General features: G+C 39.0%; 17 protein-coding genes and 1 pseudogene. 13 read left to right on the top strand and 5 right to left on the bottom strand.

Going from position 1 to position 21,530, the window contains the following annotated elements; all coding sequences use genetic code 11:
* Positions 1-22: 22 nt before the first annotated feature.
* On the bottom strand, positions 23-1,486 hold the full coding sequence (locus tag J536_RS26185; RefSeq protein WP_032063305.1) for a CYTH and CHAD domain-containing protein: 1,464 nt from the start codon (positions 1,484-1,486) through the stop codon (positions 23-25).
* Between the two features lie 165 nt (positions 1,487-1,651).
* Here J536_RS26185 and J536_RS15820 point away from each other — a divergent pair, with 165 nt between their 5' ends.
* The 6 genes from J536_RS15820 (at position 1,652) to rapA (ending at position 8,623) form a co-directional block, all read left to right on the top strand.
* Positions 1,652-2,035 carry a DUF962 domain-containing protein gene (locus J536_RS15820; protein ID WP_075383512.1) on the top strand — a complete coding sequence of 128 codons (384 nt, stop codon included), beginning with the start codon at positions 1,652-1,654 and terminating at the stop codon, positions 2,033-2,035.
* 115 nt (positions 2,036-2,150) lie between these two features.
* Positions 2,151-2,762, top strand: coding sequence for a thiamine phosphate synthase (thiE, locus tag J536_RS15815; RefSeq protein ID WP_032063303.1), 612 nt, complete (start codon positions 2,151-2,153; stop codon positions 2,760-2,762).
* 42 nt (positions 2,763-2,804) lie between these two features.
* A complete protein-coding gene (gene hemL / locus J536_RS15810; protein ID WP_016146072.1) occupies positions 2,805-4,103 on the top strand; it encodes a glutamate-1-semialdehyde 2,1-aminomutase in 1,299 nt (432 codons plus the stop codon).
* 62 nt (positions 4,104-4,165) lie between these two features.
* Positions 4,166-4,870: an isochorismatase gene (locus J536_RS15805; RefSeq protein WP_032063302.1), complete on the top strand. Its 705-nt coding sequence runs from the start codon at positions 4,166-4,168 to the stop codon at positions 4,868-4,870.
* A gap of 132 nt (positions 4,871-5,002) precedes the next feature.
* A complete protein-coding gene (locus tag J536_RS15800; protein WP_005307342.1) occupies positions 5,003-5,641 on the top strand; it encodes an RluA family pseudouridine synthase in 639 nt (212 codons plus the stop codon).
* A 144-nt stretch (positions 5,642-5,785) separates the two neighbouring features.
* The gene (gene rapA, locus J536_RS15795) at positions 5,786-8,623 is read left to right on the top strand and encodes an RNA polymerase-associated protein RapA (protein ID WP_005073250.1); all 2,838 of its coding nucleotides are present in this window, start codon (positions 5,786-5,788) and stop codon (positions 8,621-8,623) included.
* 57 nt (positions 8,624-8,680) lie between these two features.
* Here rapA and J536_RS15790 read toward each other — a convergent pair whose 3' ends face one another.
* Positions 8,681-9,697, bottom strand: coding sequence for an AI-2E family transporter (locus J536_RS15790; protein WP_005067939.1), 1,017 nt, complete (start codon positions 9,695-9,697; stop codon positions 8,681-8,683).
* 166 nt (positions 9,698-9,863) lie between these two features.
* Positions 9,864-10,559, bottom strand: coding sequence for an HTH-type transcriptional repressor FabR (gene fabR / locus J536_RS15785; RefSeq protein ID WP_002118668.1), 696 nt, complete (start codon positions 10,557-10,559; stop codon positions 9,864-9,866).
* 140 nt (positions 10,560-10,699) lie between these two features.
* Between fabR and J536_RS15780 the strand changes: the two genes are divergently transcribed.
* Positions 10,700-11,770, top strand: a complete 1,071-nt coding sequence (locus J536_RS15780; RefSeq protein WP_032063301.1) for a ferredoxin reductase — start codon at positions 10,700-10,702, stop codon at positions 11,768-11,770.
* Positions 11,771-11,782: 12 nt separating this feature from the next.
* Entirely contained in the window at positions 11,783-12,877 is a 1,095-nt protein-coding gene (locus J536_RS15775; protein ID WP_002118415.1) for a fatty acid desaturase family protein, read from the top strand.
* Positions 12,878-12,925: 48 nt separating this feature from the next.
* Here J536_RS15775 and J536_RS15770 read toward each other — a convergent pair whose 3' ends face one another.
* Positions 12,926-13,627, bottom strand: coding sequence for an SIMPL domain-containing protein (locus tag J536_RS15770; protein WP_014207320.1), 702 nt, complete (start codon positions 13,625-13,627; stop codon positions 12,926-12,928).
* 467 nt (positions 13,628-14,094) lie between these two features.
* Here J536_RS15770 and J536_RS15765 point away from each other — a divergent pair, with 467 nt between their 5' ends.
* From J536_RS15765 to J536_RS15755, 3 genes are all read left to right on the top strand, one after another.
* Positions 14,095-15,468 carry a diaminobutyrate--2-oxoglutarate transaminase gene (locus J536_RS15765; RefSeq protein ID WP_002118718.1) on the top strand — a complete coding sequence of 458 codons (1,374 nt, stop codon included), beginning with the start codon at positions 14,095-14,097 and terminating at the stop codon, positions 15,466-15,468.
* Positions 15,469-15,470: 2 nt separating this feature from the next.
* The gene (locus tag J536_RS15760) at positions 15,471-17,003 is read left to right on the top strand and encodes a pyridoxal phosphate-dependent decarboxylase family protein (protein WP_032063300.1); all 1,533 of its coding nucleotides are present in this window, start codon (positions 15,471-15,473) and stop codon (positions 17,001-17,003) included.
* A gap of 286 nt (positions 17,004-17,289) precedes the next feature.
* On the top strand, positions 17,290-18,720 hold the full coding sequence (locus tag J536_RS15755; protein ID WP_032063299.1) for an aldehyde dehydrogenase family protein: 1,431 nt from the start codon (positions 17,290-17,292) through the stop codon (positions 18,718-18,720).
* A 71-nt stretch (positions 18,721-18,791) separates the two neighbouring features.
* Here J536_RS15755 and J536_RS15750 read toward each other — a convergent pair whose 3' ends face one another.
* On the bottom strand, positions 18,792-19,277 hold the full coding sequence (locus J536_RS15750) for an Lrp/AsnC family transcriptional regulator (RefSeq protein WP_004700117.1): 486 nt from the start codon (positions 19,275-19,277) through the stop codon (positions 18,792-18,794).
* Between the two features lie 134 nt (positions 19,278-19,411).
* Here J536_RS15750 and J536_RS15745 point away from each other — a divergent pair, with 134 nt between their 5' ends.
* Together J536_RS15745 and J536_RS15740 are read left to right on the top strand one after the other, a co-directional pair.
* Positions 19,412-21,133 (top strand): alpha-keto acid decarboxylase family protein, encoded by a 1,722-nt coding sequence (locus J536_RS15745; protein WP_032063298.1) that lies wholly within the window; start codon positions 19,412-19,414, stop codon positions 21,131-21,133.
* Between the two features lie 140 nt (positions 21,134-21,273).
* Positions 21,274-21,530: pseudogene (locus J536_RS15740) on the top strand (aromatic amino acid transporter AroP); the annotation flags it as partial.

The following is a 21,530-nucleotide window of genomic DNA, read 5'->3' as shown; positions in this document are numbered from 1 at the left end:
GTTTACAGCGACTTTTTATAAATTACCAGAAAGTTTCAACCTCACTAAAAGCCTGTAAAGCTTTTGCTGAGCGCTTTTGTAATTGTGGCTGTTTGGCTTTGACCCAACCTAAGGCAAACCAGAAAGACGGATCTTGTTCAACCACATTGTTAAAAATACCTTCTGCAATAAACAAATCGTTATATTGACCTAGGGTATTTTGCACAGGTTGTAGCTGTTTTAAATATTGCTGTACTTTTTTATTTGGATAAAGACTCGAAATAAACTCAACACAATAACGTAACTGTTTAGCTTGCTTTCTTATTTTGTGTTGTTCAGTCACTTCAAGCTCAGAGAAATGGTCAGCATTGCGAATCACTTTGTGATGTAGCTTATCTAAACTCTTTTTAATATGTTTTTTTAACGCACCAGTTTTACGCTCTGAATCTTCTTCTGAATAAGCAAATGCTAATAAATCGAGTAATAGCTTAATTGTGTCTGCAGAGGTAAAGATTGTTGAGAGTTCTTTTGAGGGCTGGGCTGAAACTGGTAGTAAAAGTTCAGGTGAACCGTGTTGTTGAATAATAGGTAACACTTCGGTGCGAATCGCATCTTCATCACGAGTGTCTCCAAGTTTACGGAAAAGCTCAGCAATTTGTTCTTCCCAAACAGGATTTAGCTCGCTTGACCAACCTGCAAAATGCTTAAAGGCACTACGTAAACGACGTAAGCTTACACGTGCCTGATGGATATGCTCAGCTTCAGCAACCCCATCGGCAATGACAGCCATATTTGGTAAGAATTGCCCTAAACAGTTTTCGACAATCTTTTTTAGAGCCTGTTCAGCACTAATATCTTTATTTAATGTCAGAGTTTTAGCATGAACAGCAGGTGAGGCAGCTTGCCCTAGTGCTAATAAGTTGCCACGTTCGGCTTTACTTCTTACATCAAGCCAAAGTGAATAACGATTAATCCACTGCTGCGCAAACTGAATGAGCGTTTTCACAGCCCCTTGCTTGAGTTCAAATTCGACTTCGCAAATTACACTTTGTGCATCCGCTGTTTTTACGACACCATCATCTAAGCAAACTTCAATCGCTGTATTATCTGCTTCAAACACATGATAGGTGCGCTGTACATCAGTCTCAAACTGCAAACTTAGTTTTTCAGCTTGCGTTCCTAAGGCCGCATTAATTAAATCAGTTACCACTTTATTATCTTGATATAACTCAAGGTTTAAGTCAGGTTCTTGGTCACAAACGCCTAAATGAGTTTCTTCTTCAACACGGTGCAGATGACTTTGACCTGCGGCTTTAAATGTTTGTACCCATTGATCATCTTCTTTACGTAAACGTAAGGCCATACCATTTTTTGCAAGTAATCGATCAGGAGTGTCGTAATACTTTGCCTGTAAGTGAATGTTCTTTGCTTTATGTTTTTTTAAGTATTGCTGGACAGTTTTTTTCTTCGATTCAGGTAACTGAAACTTTAGTTCGACTTCGACCATAATATATCTTCCTGAATCAGGTATTTAGACTATCTTGAATAAGTATAATAGCTTAGCTCTAAAAATAATGGTTTTGATAGAGAAAGTTACAATCAAACATATGACGCTACACTTTTATTTAGGTGTACAATCAGGTGACGTTTTGATCAAATAAAAATCAGGAAGATGATCGTGAATGCACCAATAAACTTTAGCCATGAAGCTCAGCCAGAGTTTGAATTGCCGATTAAAAACTATCAGGAATTTTATCGTTTTTATTTAACTGAACACCGTAACATCATGAGCAGACGTTTGCATGTGGTGGGCAGTAGCATTGGTCTATACTTTTTTTCAAAAGCAGTCCGTAAGAAACAAGCCAAATATGTACTCTATGGTTTGGTAGCGGGTTATGCAAATGCTTGGGTTGGGCATTTTGTGTTTGAAAAAAATAAGCCTGCCAGTTTTAAACAGCCTTTCTATAGCTTTATTTCTGATTGGCGAATGTTGTCTGACGTTGCGACTGGTCGATTAAGTTTGATTGACCGTAAGCACGATAAAATACCAAGTTAATTTTAATTTCTATTCTTAATATACCGATTGGTACTGTTAAGCCTATATCAATCGGTACTTATGATGATCTATAAATCCGTTATACTAGCGAAGTTTTTTAAAGCGAGAGTAGAGTATGCGCGGTTTATACCTCATTACAAACGATGACCCAATCCAACTATTATTAGAAAAACTAGATGCCGCACTCGCAACTCGTCAGGTCGCAATTTTACAGTACCGCCGTAAGAAAATAGACAAAGCAGACCAACCCGCAGAAGTCGAACAAATCAAACTTTTATGTGAAAAATATCAAGTTCCTTTTGTGATTAATGATGACCTAAAACTGGCCGCTCAGTTTGGATTAGGTGTGCATTTAGGGCAAAGTGACGGCGAAATTACCGATGCAAAATCGCAATTACCAGAAGGCGTGATTATTGGCCGTACTTGCCTGAACTCATTAGAACTTGCGCAAAAAGCAATTGCCGATGGGGCGTCTTATATTGCATTTGGTGCGGTTTACGCGACCTCTACAAAACCTGAAGCAGGTAATGTGGGTATTGAAGTGATTAAGCAAGCAGCAGCCCAATATGATTTACCAATTTGTGCGATTGGTGGTTTAACTGTTGAAAACTCAAAACCTGTGATTGAGGCTGGGGCTGACCTCTGTGCAGTCATTAGTGATATATTAGGCCGATCAACTGCTGAAATTCCTGCCCGTGTACAGGCGTGGGCACAATTATTTTCTTAAGCTTTCAAAATTATTTTTTAGATATTTAAGACGAGCATTTCCATGAGTTTATCTCCAAAGCAAGAACAGTTATTTAAACAAGCCAGCAAACACATTCCAGGTGGTGTGAACTCTCCGGTACGTGCCTTTAATGGCGTTGGAGGAACACCGGTTTTCATTGAGAAAGCAAAAGGTGCTTATTTATGGGATGTCGATGGTAAGCGTTATGTTGACTATGTTGGTTCTTGGGGACCGATGATTTTGGGCCATGCTCATCCAGAGATTATTAAGGCTGTACAAACAGCAGCAGAAGATGGCTTAAGTTTTGGTGCACCAACCGTACACGAAACAACGTTGGCAGATATTATCTGTGAAATCATGCCATCCATTGAATTGGTGCGTATGACTAACTCGGGTACAGAAGCGACCATGACCGCTATTCGTTTAGCGCGTGGTTATACTGGCCGTGACAAAATCGTGAAGTTTGAAGGTTGTTACCACGGCCACTCAGACTCACTTTTAGTAAAAGCAGGTTCAGGTTTACTGACTTTAGGTGAAGGTGAACCGACTTCAAAAGGTGTTCCTGTTGATTTTGCTAAACATACTTTAACGTTACCTTACAACGATATTGCTGCATTAAAAGAATGCTTTGCTAAGTTCGGCCATGAAATTGCGGGTGTCATTATTGAACCAGTCGCGGGTAACATGAATATGGTGAAACCAATTGATGGTTTCTTACAAGCCATTCGCGATATTTGTGATGAATATAAATCTGTATTCATTATTGATGAAGTGATGACAGGCTTCCGTGTTGCTTTAGGCGGTGCGCAATCGGTTTATAACGTTAAACCTGATTTAACGACTTTAGGTAAAATTATTGGTGCAGGTCTACCAGTTGGAGCGTTTGGTGGTAAGCGTGAAATTATGGAATGCATCGCACCTTTAGGCGGCGTATACCAAGCAGGTACATTATCTGGTAACCCACTTGCTATGCGTGCTGGTATTGAAATGTTTAAACATTTACGTCAACCAGACTTTTACAGCAAATTATCTGCTCAACTTGAAAAGTTACTTGCAGGCTTACAAGCTGCAGCTGATGAAGCGGGTATTCCATTTAAGACTCAGCAAGCTGGCGCAATGTTCGGTCTTTACTTTACCGACCAAGAAGACATTACAAGCTTTGATTCAATGTTGGCATGTGATATTGAAGCTTTCAAAAAGTTCTTCCATGGCATGTTAAAGCGTGGGGTAAACTTGGCACCTTCAGCATTTGAAGCAGGCTTTATTTCATCTGCACATTCTGATGAAGATATTGAATTTACCATTCAGGCTGCAAAAGAAACATTCGCTGAAATGAAGTAAGCAAAAAAGCCCGTGTTAAACGGGCTTTTTAATTTGAGCTATTTTTATATTTGTAGAGAACAATGTTTTATCCCTTACCTCGAAAAATCCAATTAGCTGCAAGTACTTCAAATTGGTCAATTGAGTCAGCGCAAAGTATTTTGCTCATGGTTGGGCTCAATGAGCTTAAACTACGACCAGATTGGTCTGAGCAACCATTGGCGAATCATTTGGAATTGTTGATTAAGCGCGCTCAATCACTCGAAATTCCAATTATTTTTATTGAGACATCTCAGCTTCAACAAACCATGTTGGAGCTTGGTCAGCGTTTGTCATCAAATACTAAAGCCCAAGTTATGATGGCAGGTGATTTGTCGCCTCTGTTTAAACAAGTCATGCAGCTTGTTTTATCGATTACAGATCAGGTCAGTGTTGTAAATGATGCGATCTTGGCGGCTAATCTAGAGCAGCATATCCAATGGGTTGAAAAGATCAGTTTTGACCATATAAAACATTTAAATACGCAGAGCTTAATGCGGTTATGGTCTTTAAGTGCGCCGTCCTCCTATATCTTGTCAGATAAAGGAATCTTATTGGCAATTGCTGAACAGGTGGGGCGACATCCTATGGAGATTCATCCTGAAATTGATTTAAGAAACTACGGATTAGATCAGACTGCTGTGAATTATCTGGTCGATCTATGGCGTGCAAATGGTGCGAGCTTAAGCGCTGAAGAGATAATGCAAGCACCGACATTGCAACATATTATGCAGTTATTGAAGCCTTGACTGACTATAGACCTCAAGTGATCCATAATATTTGCAAATTCTGCTGTTAATTTACCCGAACGGCATTGTAATTCGGACGTAAGCTTTTTATTATTGCCCGCTTGTTTTTCATCTTACCTTGGGAATACAACTTTGAGTGATTTTCTAAGTGAACATCTGATCTATCGTGATGATGATTTTATGGTGATTCATAAACCTTCGGACATCTTGAGTGTTCCTGGTAAGGGTGATTTACATGATAGCGTTTTGACAAGGTTGGTTGCGATTGAACCTAAAACCTTGCTCATTCATCGTCTAGACCGAGATACCTCAGGTATTTTAGTATTTGGTTTATCGAAGCGCGGTCAAAGTGCAATTGCACGTCAATTTCAAGATCGTCAGACTTCAAAAATATATGAAGCGCTTGTTGCAGGTCATTTAGAGGGTGAGGGGACTGTAGATATTCCTGTCATCTATGACCCAAGCCGACCACCTTTACATATTGTCGACGCTTCTCACAACAAGCCTGCTTTAACACATTGGCAGGCCATAGAACATTTTCAGATTCAGGGACAGCCTGTAACTCGTGTGAAATTAACACCAATTACGGGCCGATCTCATCAACTCCGTGTACACATGCAATATCTTGGGCATCCAATTGTAGGTGACACGCTGTATGCAACACCGGAGCAGCAACTTGTTCCGCGTTTATGTTTGCATGCCAAACAGTTAAGTTTTAATCATCCTGTCACAGCAGAAACATTAACTTTTGACTGTCCTGTACCGTTTTAATGTAAAAATTTTAATGCGTGATTTTTTGTAGCAAAGCAATTTAATTGGTTTTTGCTTCAAAATTTTGCTTTAAAGACTACATAAAAAGATGCAAAAATAAGCTAATTTGCATCGTACAATATGTAGTGCGAACTTGAGAGAAAGGTGGAAAAATTGCAGCAGTATGCTATTGGTCAACGTTGGCTATCAGACACAGAAACTGAGCTCGGTTTAGGTGTTCTTATTGATGTAGATGAAAGATCTGTCAGCATTTTATTCCCCAAAAGTGATGAGACACGTGTATATGCACGTAACAATGCTCCACTATCTCGTATCATCTTCAATACGAATGATGAAGTTCAAGATCAAGAAGGCCAGAAGTGGATCGTTGAGTCTGTTGAAGATCGTCATGGCGTTTTGCGTTACAACGTTGTTCGTACTTTAGAAAATGGCGAGCAAGAGCGTAAAGCACTCAATGAAACACGTATTGGTGCGCAAATTCAATTATCTAAACCTTTAGATCGTCTGCTTGCAAGTCAAGTTGACTATAAAGAATGGTATGACCTGCGTATTGAAGCGATGCTCATGCAAGCACAAATGCAAACCAGCCCTCTACGTGGGATGGTCGGTGCACGTGTTGGCCTGATTCCTCATCAGCTTTATATCGCACATGAAGTTGGTAAACGTTTTGCACCTCGTGTTTTACTTGCCGATGAAGTTGGTTTAGGTAAAACAATTGAAGCTGGTTTAATTATCCACCAACAGCTTAAAACTGGTCGTTCAGAACGAATTCTGATTTTAGTCCCTGATTCTCTTCAGTATCAGTGGATGATTGAAATGCGTCGCCGTTTTAACTTGCAATTCTCTCTGTTTGATTTAACGCGTACTGCATCTATTAAAGAACATGATCCAGAGCTTAACCCGTTCTTGACTGAGCAATGCATTATTGCCAGCGTTGACTTAATGGTTGACCATGATGATTTGCGTGAGCAAGCCATAGAAGCTGGTTTTGATCTGCTCGTAGTCGACGAAGCACATCATTTGATGTGGAGCGAAGAAGAAGGCGGTAATGATCGCTACGATTTAATTGAAGAGCTCGCTGAAAATACAGCAGGGGTACTATTACTCACTGCAACACCTGAACAATTAGGTGTAGAAAGTCATTTTGCACGTTTACGTTTACTTGATCCACAGCGTTTTAGTAGTTTAGAGCGCTTCTTAGATGAAGAGACTCAATATCAGCAAACTGCAAAAATTGCTGAAGTGCTTATGTCGGATCAAGCTCTAACACCAGAGCATTTATCTGCTTTAGAAGGCTTATTGGGTCACAGCATTGAAGATCAGCCAGATCAACGCTTTAGGGCAATTCACGAATTATTAGACCGTCACGGTACTGGACGTATTTTATTCCGTAATACACGTGAAGCCATTCAGGGCTTCCCAGGTCGTGATTGTCAACCAGCACCATTACCAGCACCAGAAGATTGGTCAAAAGATGGCAAACTGCGTGAGCAGATGTGGCCTGAAGAAGCGCAAATTGATGGTTCATGGATGCAAAATGATCCGCGTGTGCCATGGTTAATGGAAATTTTACGCAAAGATCTTAAGCATAAAAAAGTGCTTTTAATTGCGCGTAGCGGACCAGTAGTTGAATCTTTAGAAAATGTGTTACGTTTGCATGCAGGCATTCGTACTGCAATGTTTCATGAAGGCATGAGCTTACTAGAACGTGACCAAGCTGCTGCTTATTTTGCTGAAGAAAGCTATGGCGCGCAGATTCTATTGTGTTCGGAAATTGGTTCGGAAGGCCGTAATTTCCAATTCGCCAGTGATCTAATTTTATTTGATCTACCAGCTAACCCAGATGTTTTAGAGCAACGTATTGGACGTCTAGACCGTATTGGTCAAGAAAACCGTATCCAAATTCATGTGCCATACCTTGTGGGAACAGCTCAAGAGCGTATGTTCCGTTGGTATAACGAAGCACTGAATATTTTCAGCAATATTTCTCCGACAGCGCAAACGCTGCAAGAGAATTTTATTGTTGAATTAAAAGACTGTTTACTTGCAGACCAAGGTCAAACATTTGAAGATTTGCTTGAAGAGGTCAATGTTCAACGTCAAGCCTTAGAAGCTGAACTTCAAGCTGGCCGAGATCGTTTACTTGAATATAATTCATGTCGTCCTATTGTGGCACAAGAAATTGTTCAAGCTCTTGAAGACTATGATGACAATACTACGCTACCAATGTTTGTGAAGCGTTTCATGTCATCAACCAATATCGATTTTGATGAGCAAAGTAATGGTACGGTGATTATTAAACCGACCGATCAAATGCAAGTGCAAGGTTTGGCTTTAGACGAAGAAGGTATGACAGCAACTTTCTATCGCGATCAAGCTCAGCTTCGTGAAGATGCTCAATATTTAACTTTAGAGCATCCGTTCATTGAAAGTGTTATGGAAATGATCCGTACACAATCATTTGGTAGTACCAATGTTGCTGTACTTAAATCTAATGCGTTAAAGCAGGGTTCAGTCTTAATTGAAGTCTGGTTTAAAGTAGATGTTGTTGCACCTAAATCTTTGAACTTGCCATCAAGTTTACCGAAACAACTCATTCGCGTGTTGTTAAGTGAAAATGGACAGGATTTATCTGAAAAGATTGATCCAACAATTTTAAAACCATATTTACATCATTTAGATGGCAATAGCTGCCGCCAAGTAGTTAAAGCTCGCCGTGATATCATTGAGCAGCGCTATAAACAAGCGTTAGAAATTGCGAAAGTTGATTTACCGCAGCTTCAGCAACAAGCAAAAGAACATTATGGCAATAAATGGCAATATGAAATTGACCGTTTAACTTATCTAAAACAGTTCAACCCAAGTATTCGTCAAGACGAAATTGAACGTTTACAGAAACTGCAAAAAGAAGGCTTGAGCTTACTTGATGGTTTAACTGTTACACCAGAAGCAATTCAGGTGTTAGTTGTGGTTAAGCCGTAACTCACTCAAAATGAAAAAAGCGCCGAGAGGGCGCTTTTTTTATACATTGATTTTGAGTTAGATAAGACCAGCGTCTTTTAATTCTAGCTTTAAATACGCATAAAAAATTGGAGCTGCGATTAAACCGCCTAAGCCAAAAATTGACTCAAATACTAGCATTGCTAATAAAATCTCCCATGCATTTGCATTGATTTTATGCCCAATAATTTTAGCATTAATAAAATATTCAAGCTTATGAACCAAAACGAGATAAAGTAATGCTGCTCCTGCTAGTCCTAGGGAAATTGTAAGAGCTGCAATAAACGTTAAAGTGTTTGAAAGCAGATTCCCTAAAATTGGAATGAGACCAAACATAAAGGTCAAAATAGTTAAAGTTTTGGCAAAAGGAAGGTGAACTCCCCAAAGCGGCAATAAAATAAAGGCGAATAAAATAAAGAGCAGCGTGTTAATCGCTGAAATTTTTATTTGGGCAAAAACAACATTTTTAAATGAAATTGATAATTTTTGAATACGTTGGATAAGCAGTGACTTAAAAACAGGCTGAGGCGTACGGCGATGAAAACCATGTATCGCCACCAAAATACCAATAATTAATCCCATGACCATGGTCACGAAGTTATGCAAAATATCGGAACTGGTGTTTTTTAGTGTGGTGACGTTATCTTTCATAAATGCAAAGATTTCGTCTTTTAGATCTGTCACGCTATCAGGAATATAACCTGGAAGATACTTTGTGATCTCTGCTTGTAAATGAAGTAAGGTTTGATCAACCTTGCTATTAATACTATGTAATCCGACACCTTTTAGATCGTATACAACGAAACTAATCAGACTGGTAATGAAAAAACCAATAAGTGAAATGGTGACAATACTGAGTAAAATACTAATAAAAATACGGGCTCTTTGGCCATCAATATAACGTTCTACAACCGAACTTAAACTAATAATAATTTCATAAATGAGAAAGCCTGCAAAAAAACTTGCTAATAGATGTAATGGGATAACCGAAAGCAAAAAGATGCCCATAAGAATGTAGCTTGCAATCAGACTTTGACGATTATTCAAATTTTGCATGTTGATCCCTGAGATCGTTGGGAATATAGGAGAAAGAGCAAACGGAATGATTATTTATACTCTGGCAAGCTATTCGCTTCAATCAGTGAATTATATTTTTATTGGAAAATAGAGGAGTTAGATGTAAAAATGGCCTGTTCATCAACAAGCCATTCATTAGATCATTTTAGCGAATTTTTGCTTCATCTAGATGACGTGCACCTTCTAAAATCATCCGAATCATAATCATGGTTTGTTCAGCAACTTCTGCACGTTGATTGATCGGTAAATCAATGACTTTTGCACCCATGTGAAACACAAGTTGAGTAATTGCTTTTGCAACAAGATCTGGATGGTAGAGGTGATTGTTATTTAATCGTTCAAGACGAATTAAATCTTCTTGCAACTCTTGCTGAAAAAAGTTGAGTTGACGGTCTACGGCAGCTTTATAAGAAGCTGAACCTGTAAAACTTTCACGGAGCAGTAAACTTAAATTGCCTTCGTCGGCATCAAGCTGTTGAAGAAAAATATCGACCGAACTACGAATAATACTTTCTTGCAAGGAAGCGCGTAGGCGAGCCTGTCGGATAATTTTACGTAAAACGATACCTGCGCGGTCAATTAGAGAAATAGCTAATTCATCAATATCTTTAAAATGTCGATAGAAACTATTTGGCGCAATTCCTGCTTCTCGAGCTACTTCTCGTAAACTCAATGAAGCAATACTTTTTTGCGGACCAATGAGGTTTAAAGCGGCCTGAAAAAGTTCTTCTTTAGTAATTGTCGCTTTTCTTCCAACAGAACGCGTAGCTGTTTTAATTTCAATGACATCTTGTTGTTGAGGTGTGTCATTCAGGTTCTGAGAAAGTGAAGATTGGGTCATGCTGTTCAATATATTTGTAAACTCTCAGGATTATATCCTTAGAAGCTGAACTTGTGAAATTGTAATTAAAAGTACGGGTGTATATACAAATATATATACATGTGTATAATAATTAAAAAAGAGCGACAGAGCCTTCAATTATGCAAGCAATCGAAAAGAGAAATTCTCTATTCAATTCATTGACACAAGCCATCTTTGATAAAGAAATGGCTAATTTCTGGCTACAAAAAGTTAATCCTTTATGGTCTGTAAAACATGGCCTTGTTCAAATTGTAAAAAAAGAATTTGTCGCTCACGACATGGTGAGCCTGACGCTAAAATGTAACCGCTTAGTGAAAATGGGCGTTGCAGGCCAGCATCATCCTGTAATTGTAGAAATTGCTGGTCGTCGCTATGAACGTACTTATAGTTTGATGCAAATAGATGCGCAGCACTTACGTTTAACCGTAAAAAAAGTTGCAGACGGTATCGTGAGTAACTGGTTTATTTCTGAAAGCCAAATCGGTGATGTTTTTGAGCTTGGTCATCCTTATGGTGACATGCAACAAAACATCAAAACACCGAATTTAATTATGTTGGCTGCGGGTAGTGGTATTACCCCAATGTTGAGCCTAATTACTGCGATTAAACAAAGCCAGCAGTTAGATAAAGTTCAGGTACAACTTTTATATTGGGTGAAACAACGTTCAGATGCAGCTTTTGTTGAATACTTTGAAAAAGTTGCACAGCAATATCCGAACTTTAATTATCAGGTTTTCTATACACAAGAAACCCCAAATGATGAGCGTTTAAATACAGAGCATTTAGCATTAGTTGATGATATCGAAAATAGCACAATTTATGCGTGTGGACCTTCTGGCTTTGTGGCGACAGTTGAGCAACTTTTTGAAAAAGCTCCAGCCGTTTTAACAGAGGCCTTTAGCTTAACAAATGAAAGCTCTGCTGATGATATTGGTTATGTGAATGTCACATTAACCCAGTCTAATAAGGTAATTGCAATTCCTAAAGGCCAGTCAATTCTGGTTAGCCTTGAACATGAAGGCCTTAAACCAACTCATGGTTGCCGTATGGGAATTTGTAATAAATGTGTTTGTAATAAATCGCAAGGTTCAACACGTAATTTACTTAACGGTAGTGAAAACACTGAACCAAGCCAATTACTCAAAATTTGTGTGAACTCAGCAAAATCCGATCTAGTTATTGATCTTTAAGAGAGAACTCTTATGAATATGCCAGTGAAAGTCGAATATTTTAAAAATCCTAAAAATCGAGATTTGACTCCAGCAGAACTTGATGCATTTGCAAAAGAGCTCGATCAGATCAAGCAAGAGGTACTGGATGATTTGGGTGAGAAAGATGCTAAATATATCCGCCGTGTTTATGCTGCGATTCGTTATAGTAGCTTTTTAGGTCGTGCATGTTTGTTTGCAGGCTGGTTCCCACCAGCGTGGATTTTAGGAACAGGCCTATTAGGCTTCTCTAAAATTATGGAAAACATGGAACTCGGTCATAACGTGATGCACGGTCAATATGACTGGATGAACGATCCTAAATTTAATGGTCAAACTTACGAGTGGGATACTGTCGGTACTTCTGATAACTGGCGCCAAACTCATAACTATAAACATCACACCTATACCAACATTAAAGGTATTGATGATGACATTGGTTACGGTTTACTTCGTTTATTCCCAGAGCAACGCTGGAAGCCGGGTTTCTTACTTCAACCTGTTTATAGCATCCCATTCTGTTTATTGTTCCAATGGGGCGTAGCTATTCAGAATCTTGAAATTGGACGTGTCCTTTATAAACGTAAGAGCATGGCAAAATTCTTGGAAGAGTTAAAACCTGTTAATAAAAAGATTGGAAAACAACTTTTTAAAGACTATGTTTTCTTCCCTTTAATTGCAGGTCCAGCAGCTTTACCTGTATTCACTGGTAATTTGGTTGCAAATGGTCTTCGTAATATCTGGACATTTACGATTATTTTTTGTGGTCATTTCACAAAAGATGCGGAAGTATTTCCAAAGTCTGTTTTACAAGAAGAAAGCCGTGGTCACTGGTATATGCGCCAGATTCGTGGCTCTTCTAACTTGAAAGGTTCAGAAGCATTACATATTTTAAGCGGACATTTGAGCCATCAGATTGAGCACCATTTATTCCCTGATATCCCAGCGCGTCGTTATCGCCAAATGGCTCCAAAAGTTGAAGCTGTATGTAAAAAATATGGTCTAAATTATAACAATGCAAGTCTGGCTAAACAGTTTGGACAAGTGGTAGGCCGTATATTTAAATACGCTTTACCTTTTAAAAAATAAGTCAAAAAAAGCCCTGAACTAATCAGGGCTTTTTTTTAGAGAAACAAATTATTTAAACTGAATTGAACCGTTTGCATTCACAGTAATTTTAGACTCACCAGCTGCCATGTCTTGAGCTGGTGCAGCTTCGGCCATAGCAAATTTAGCCATGCTGGCACGCATTACAGGTTGTGGGAAATAGTTATTCGTGTTCAGGTTTAGAGTGACCAAACTATATTGGTTTTTATTCCAAGCTTGGGTCAACATTTGAGCACGTTGTTGGAAGTTTTTAGATGCTTCTACCATTAACTCATTTTCAACTTTTTTACGTTGTTCATCAGAAACCGTAAAGTTAATTGATTGAGTTTGGAAGTTTTGCTGTAATTCGTTTACTAACTGGCTAGCAGCTTTAAAGTCTTTACTTTCAAGACGGATTTCAGCGCGGCCACGCCATTCTTTTAACTTATTGCTATCGTTATCGTAAATTGGATAAGTGCTTTGAGCACCAGTTTCCACTTTTACTTGTGGATATTTACGAGAAACATTAAGTGCCTGATTCATCAGTTGATTAATTTGGTTTGAAAGCTCGGCTGGTTGTTTGTTACTTTTTTCAATATATAAAGTTGCATGCATTTCATCATTAGAAACTTGGCGAGAAGCTTCCGCTTGTACATTTACAATATTGTAGTTCAAAGCATTATCATCCTGAGCAAAAACTAAAGGGCTAAGGAGAGAACCTAAAAGAAGGGTGGATACGGCTAAAGTACGCATAAATTTTTCCTTTAAAAATTAATATAAATTTAATTTTTTTCATTAGGAAATGTTAAACATAACTTATGCATAACTTTTGCAGATTTTGTGGCGTATTTGTAATATTCAGATCAGGTTTTTTTAAATTTTGGTAAATATAAAGTCTTTAAAAATTAAAAGCTTAAAATTAAAGTGTTTCAATGTAACTTAAAAAATCAAAGTAATATAAAAAAAGAATATTTTCTTTAGGTTGTCACATAGTATGATGATAATTCATCATAACTATTGGGATGATACATTTTTTCAATAAGATTAGATGAGTAAAGTACATAAAAGACGTTTTTTTTCTTGTAAAATTAGGTATCATCGCGCTCCTAGTTACAAGATATAAAATAAGTGTCTTTACTAGTTCTATAAAGCACCGAGTCAAAGGACCAATCGTCACCAGACTTATTTCTTTCTACCCCTATCAGAGATGGTAATCCGATATGAGCGTTACTTCCGTTAACCCTGCCACTAATGCTACTAACGAATATTATTTGACTCGCCAAAGTCAAATGGAATCAAATGTTCGTAGCTATCCACGTAAATTACCGTTAGCGATAGCGAAAGCACAAGGATGCTGGGTTACTGATGTTGAAGGTACACAGTACCTTGATTGTTTAGCTGGGGCAGGTACATTGGCTTTAGGTCATAATCATCCTGCGGTGATTCAAAGTATTCAAGATACATTGGCAAGTGGTTTGCCATTGCATACTTTAGACTTAACCACACCTTTAAAAGATGCATTCACTGAAGCATTGTTAGCATATTTACCTGGTGGTAAAGAAGAATATTGCTTGCAGTTCTGTGGTCCTGCTGGTGCAGACGCAACTGAAGCAGCAATCAAACTTGCTAAGACTTACACTGGCCGTAGCTCAGTGATCAGTTTCTCAGGCGGTTATCATGGTATGACCCATGGTGCGCTTGCTATGACTGGTAACTTAAGTGCAAAAAATGCCGTTAACGGTTTAATGCCAGGCGTACAATTTATGCCATATCCGCATGAATACCGCTGCCCACTTGGTTTAGGTGGTGAAGCTGGTGTTGACGCTTTAACTTACTACTTTGAAAACTTTATTGAAGATGTAGAAAGCGGTGTAACAAAACCGGCTGCTGTTATTCTTGAAGCGATTCAAGGTGAAGGCGGCGTAGTTACAGCTCCAGTAAAATGGTTGCAAAAAATCCGTGAAGTGACTGAAAAGCACAACATCGTTTTAATTTTAGACGAAGTTCAAGCTGGCTTTGCACGTTCGGGCAAAATGTTTGCATTTGAACATGCAGGTATTGAACCTGATGTTGTTGTAATGTCTAAAGCAGTAGGTGGTGGTTTACCACTTGCAGTATTAGGTATTAAACGTAAATTTGATGCTTGGCAGCCTGCTGGTCACACGGGTACTTTCCGTGGTAACCAACTTGCTATGGGTACTGGTCTTGTCGTATTAAAAACGATTAGCGAACAAAATCTTGCTCAAAATGCGCAAGAGCGTGGTGACTTCTTACAAGCTGAATTTAAAAAATTAGCTCAAGAATTCCCATGTATCGGTAACGTACGTGGTCGCGGTTTAATGATCGGTGTTGAGATTGTTGACGAGCGTAAACCAGCTGATCGTATCGGTTCGCATCCAGCTGACTCACAATTAGCTGCTGCAATTCAAACTGCTTGTTTCAACAATAAATTATTGCTTGAAAAAGGTGGTCGTAACGGTACAGTAATTCGTTTACTTTGCCCGCTTATCATCACTCAAGACGAGTGTGTTGAAGTAGTTGCTCGCTTTAAGAAAGCAATTGCAGAAGCATTGGTTGCAGTAAGAGGCGCATAAGTATGGTGGATTTTGCAGAACATCGTAAAGCGTTACTCTGCAATGATGCACAATCCATTGCTGACTATGAGTCAGCAATGGGCGAAGCGGTAAAAGCCGTTTCAGCATGGTTGCAAAATGAAAAGATGTACACCGGTGGTAGCATTAAAGAATTGCGCTCAGCAATTTCTTTCCAACCTTCAAAAGAAGGTATGGGTGTACAAGAATCTCTTCAACGTATGATTGAGCTTTTCTTGAATAAAAGCTTGAAAGTACACCATCCACATTCATTAGCACATTTACACTGCCCAACTATGGTGATGAGCCAGATCGCGGAAGTGTTAATCAATGCAACTAACCAGTCTATGGACTCATGGGATCAAAGCCCTGCAGGTTCATTAATGGAAGTTCAGCTCATTGATTGGTTGCGTCAAAAAGTGGGTTATGGTTCTGGTCAAGCAGGTGTTTTCACTTCTGGCGGTACTCAATCTAACTTGATGGGTGTGTTACTTGCTCGTGACTGGTGCATCTCGAAAAACTGGAAAGACGAAAATGGTAATCCATGGTCTGTACAGCGTGATGGTATTCCTGCCGATGCAATGAAAAACGTCAAAGTCATTTGTTCTGAAAATGCACATTTCTCTGTGCAAAAGAACATGGCAATGATGGGCATGGGCTTCCAGTCAGTTGTGACTGTTCCTGTGAATGAAAATGCACAAATGGATGTAGATGCTCTCGAAAAAACGATGGCGCATCTTCAGTCTGAAGGTAAAGTTGTTGCTTGTGTCGTTGCGACAGCAGGTACTACTGATGCCGGTGCAATTGACCCATTGAAGAAAATCCGTGAAATTACCAATAAATATGGTTCATGGATGCATATTGATGCGGCATGGGGCGGTGCATTAATTCTGTCAAATGACTACCGCGCAATGCTTGATGGTATTGAGTTGTCTGACTCAATTACTCTCGACTTCCATAAGCATTATTTCCAAAGCATTAGCTGTGGCGCGTTCTTGTTGAAAGATGAATCGAACTATCGTTTCATGCACTACGAAGCTGAATACTTGAACTCTGCTTATGACGAAGAGCATGGTGTACCAAACCTTGTATCTAAGTCATTACAAACGACTCGTCGTTTTGATGCATTGAAATTGTGGATGACAATCGAATCACTTGGTGAAGACCTTTATGGTTCAATGATTGACCATGGTGTCAAACTTACTCGTGAAGTTGCAGATTACATCAAGGCAACTGATGGTTTAGAACTTTTAGTTGAACCACAGTTTGCTTCGGTATTGTTCCGCGTTGTTCCACAAGGCTACCCAGCTGAGTTTATCGATAGCTTAAACCAAAACGTAGCGGACGAATTGTTTGCACGTGGTGAGGCAAATATCGGTGTAACAAAAGTTGGTAATGTACAGTCATTGAAAATGACAACATTAAGCCCTGTTGTGACATTCGAAAACGTTAAAAACCTTTTAGGTCAAGTATTGGCTGAAGCTGACCGCATTAAAGATGCAATTGCTTCTGGTAACTATGTACCACCAATCGACTAATTGAGTTGATAACAAAAAAAGCTCGGTTTATTACCGGGCTTTTTTATTGCAGATTGTTTTTATTTGAATTGTGTATGAAGAAAAGAATACATGCACAAATCATGCATATTTTCACAAAACAAAAATAATTATGCATGATTTATGGGGAGCAAATTTCTTATTGTATTGGTATGTCCCCAATATTTTTGGTCACATTGATATATCAATATCGTATTTACTTTAAATAATCCCGCTTTAACTGAAAAAAGTAAGTGGCTGTAATTACAATTAAGACAAGGAAGAAGAAATGCAACAAGCGAATATGCTCAATGAGTTTAAACTCATTATTGGCGGTCAACTTTGTTCAGGTGAGCAAGGCGAACTGGAAATTCTTAACCCCGCTACAGGTTTAACTGCTGCACGTTGTGCAAAAGCTTCGGTTGCGCAGGTAAATCAGGCAGTGAGTGCTGCTAAACAAGCATCTAAAGCTTGGCAACAAGTTTCCCATGATGAGCGTAAGTCGATCTTAAATAAGATTGCAGATGGCATTGAAAAGCACGCTGAAATGCTTGCAGAGTTGGTTGTGCTTGAACAGGGTAAGCCACTCGCACTTGCACAAATGGAAGTGCAGGGCGCAATTGGCTGGACGCGTTATGCGGCTGCGATGGATTTACCTGTAGAAGTAATTGAAGATAGTGAAACCAAGCGTATTGAGCGCCATCGCCAACCATTAGGTGTAGTAGGTTCAATTACTCCTTGGAACTGGCCACTGATGATTGCGGTTTGGCACATCATGCCTGCATTGCGTGCGGGTAACGTGGTCATTAGTAAACCTTCTGAATACACGCCACTCTCAACTTTGCGTTTATGTGAAATCATTCAACAAGAAGTTCCTGCTGGCGTAATTTCAATTGTAGTTGGTGCTGGTGAGATTGGTGAAGCATTATCTTCTCATCCAGATGTGCAAAAAGTCGTGTTTACGGGATCAACGCGAACTGGTCAACACATTATGGCTGGGGCAGCTCAGCAGCTAAAACACTTAACTTTAGAACTTGGTGGTAATGACGCTGGTATTGTATTACCAGATGCAAATATCGATGAAATTGCAGCTAAGATTTTTAACATGGCGTTCTTAAATGCAGGCCAAACATGCGCGGCGTTAAAACGTCTATATGTGCATGAAAGCCAATATGAAGCTTTATCTCAAAAGTTAGCTGATATTGCCAACGCCCAAGTTGTGGGTGACGGCATGGCATCTTCTACAACATTTGGTCCAGTACAAAACCAAATGCAATATAACAAAGTGAAAGCTCTTATTGCTGAAGCGATTGCACAAGGTGCAAAAGCACTTTCTGGACAACAACAGCTACCAGAGCAAGGCTACTTTATTGCACCAACTATTTTGACTGAAGTTTCTGATTCTTGCCGCGTGGTGCAAGAAGAGCAATTTGGCCCTGTGTTACCTGTTTTAAAATATACCGATATCAACGATGCTATTGCTCGTGCCAATGACAGTGAGTTTGGTTTAGGTGGCTCAATTTGGTCTTCTGATATTAAAGCCGCTCAGACTTACGCTAGTCAGCTTCAATGCGGAACTGTTTGGATTAATACCCATGCTGAGGTTCTACCTCATGCACCTTTTGGTGGCTGGAAAATGTCTGGCCTAGGTGCTGAATTTGGCTTGGAAGGTTTACTTGAAAATACGATTGGGCAAACGGTTCATATCAGTAAAGTCTAAATATTCATTTTAAGGCGGATCTAGTATCCGCCTTTTTATTTTCACTTTTATGTTTGAAAAGCTGAGTTAGTTTATTGAGAGTGATGATAGCTCATGCTTTTAGGTTTGATTAAAAAATGATTCTGTTCTTTAATTTTTTTAAGAACGATGTAAGACTTTATATGCCCAATAAAATTATAAGAAAGTAATCTTTCAGTCACAAATTGAGAAAGCTGTTCTAAGTTTTCTGCAACGACTTTTAAAATAAAATCCGCATCGCCACTAATTGAAAATGCATCCTGAATGTTGTCTTCAGCTTCAATGAGCTCTTGAAAAGCCTGCTGTGATTTTGCCTCGTGTGTTCTTAGATTAATATGTATCATCGCTGTGACTTCTAGCCCCAGCGCTTGTTGCTGGATGCGTGCAGTGTAGCCTAGAATTATGCCTTTTTGCTCAAGTAGCTGCCTTCTTCTTGAACATTGTGAAGCAGATAAACCAATTAAATCTCCTATTTCCTGATTGGTGAGCCGTCCATTCTTTTGTAGTGCCTGAATGATTTGCCAGTCGAACTTATCCATTGCATAAAATCCTTTTATGATACACAAATCATGTATTTTTATTAAAATGCGTTTTCATTATGCACGAAATCTAAAAGATAGATGAAATATTATTTTTCTATGGAATAAAAATTGGTCTCAAAGGATATAGAGCAATGTTCATAGAAATCGGTGACTTTTTAAATCTTCGTTTAAAACAAATGGGTATCCAACATCTTTTTGGAGTACCTGGTGATTTTAACCTCTCATATCTAGAACAAGTTGAAGCAGACCCACAACTCGAATTTATTGGAAATTGTAATGAATTAAATGCTGCCTATGCAGCAGACGGTTATGCACGAATTAACGGTTTTTCTGCCTTGGCAACCACTTATGGTGTAGGTGACTTAAGTGCCATTAATGGTATTGCAGGTGCCTATGCAGAAAATGTACCTCTTATTCATATCTCAGGTATTCCGCCTTTACATGCGGTTCAAAAGGGCACACTAATACACCACACGCTTGTCGATGGTAACTACGACAATATTATGAACTGTATGAAAGAGTTCACAGTTGCCCAAACACGTTTAACTCCAGCAAATGCAGCTTTTGAAATTGACCGTGTATTACGTCAGTGTTTCCTGGAACGCCGTCCTGTGCACATTCAACTACCTGGTGATATTACTCACGTTAAGATTGAAGTATCTGAGCGTCCGCTCGACCTAAGCTATCCAGCTGTTGAACCTGAATTATTGCAGAGTGTGGTAAGTAAACTCTGTGACATTATTGAGAATGCTCAAAGCCCAGCACTTCTTATTGATAATGAAGCTTCAGTTTTTGGTGTAACGTCACTTTTAAATGATTTGTCTCAAAAATGCTCAATTCCATTTGCAGGCATGAATACTGCAAAAAATATTATGGATGAAGGTTCACCTCGTTACATTGGAACTTATGTGGGTGGGGCAAGCCAACCGCATGTGAAAAATATCATTGAACAATCTGACTGTTTAATTGGTGTTGGTGCACGCTTTACCGATGTAGGCTCAGCTGTATTTACTCATCAAATTGAGACCAAGAACTACATCGAAATTAAATCTTATGGCCTAAATATTTTTGGTCAGGATTTTCCGGGTATTGAAATTGGACAATTACTTGTCGAGTTAAATAAAAAAGTTGCGCCACGTAAATCAACAACACCTCTTCTTGAAAAACAACCTCAGAAAGTAATTGAAGCTCCAGCTCAACAAAAGTTAAGCCAAGATGTGCTTTGGAACTACATTTCAGGGTTTTTAAAAGAAGATGATGTGATTATTGGTGAAGTGGGAACATCAAACTCTGCTTTGTCAGGAATAAAGCTCCCTGCCACAGCTAAATATATTGCTCAGCCGCTTTGGGGTTCTATTGGTTACACCTTACCGGCTTTGCTTGGTAGTTTGTTAGCTGCTCCTGAGCGCCGTCAAATTTTATTTATTGGCGATGGTTCTTTCCAGCTTACGGTACAAGAGCTTTCTACAATTATCCGTCACGGTTTAAAACCAATCATTTTCTTGCTGAACAATGGCGGCTACACCATTGAGCGCCTAATTATGGGTGAAAACGCTGCTTATAACGACGTGCAAAACTGGAAATACACTGAAATTCCAGCGGTATTTAACGGTAAAAAAGGCCATACAACTTATGTTGTTGAAACTGCTGGCCAGCTCAAGAGCGTTTTAGACAATGTTCAGCAAAATGATCAGTTAACTTTCATTGAATTAAAACTACCAGCAATGGATGCGCCGGTAAGTTTGAAAAAATTTGCTTCTGTGATTGCTCGTTTTGACTACGGTGATCGCGGTTACGAAATTTTAAAGGAGCGTTCCCAACCGATTAAATGTAAGGATGCAATCTCTTTTTAAATAGAAGACAGGACAAGTCTTCTCAAAAATTAAATGGACTCATATTAAAGCTACTTATTTCCGAAGGTCGGGTTCTGGCCTTCGGATATGGTGCTGAATAAAGGTGTACAGGAAGTGACACCAACATTGGAGATAATGTTATGGATGCAAACAATAAGCACGAGTTAAAACAAGGCTTATCCAATCGGCATATTCAACTCATCGCACTCGGAGGGGCGATTGGTACAGGATTATTCTTAGGTCTTTCACAAACAATTAAATTGGCTGGTCCTTCAATTTTATTAGGATATGCAATTGCAGGAATTATTGCCTTTTTAATTATGCGCCATTTAGGTGAAATGGTTGTTGAAGAGCCGGTCAGTGGTTCTTTTAGTTATTTTGCGAACAAATATTGGGG

Origin of the sequence: Acinetobacter sp. 809848, assembly GCF_000581275.1 — a bacterium.
GTDB classification, from domain to species: Bacteria; Pseudomonadota; Gammaproteobacteria; order Pseudomonadales; family Moraxellaceae; genus Acinetobacter; species Acinetobacter pittii.
The sequence above is the reverse complement of the archived record's forward strand: the minus strand, read 5'-3'. Positions and strand labels throughout refer to the sequence as shown.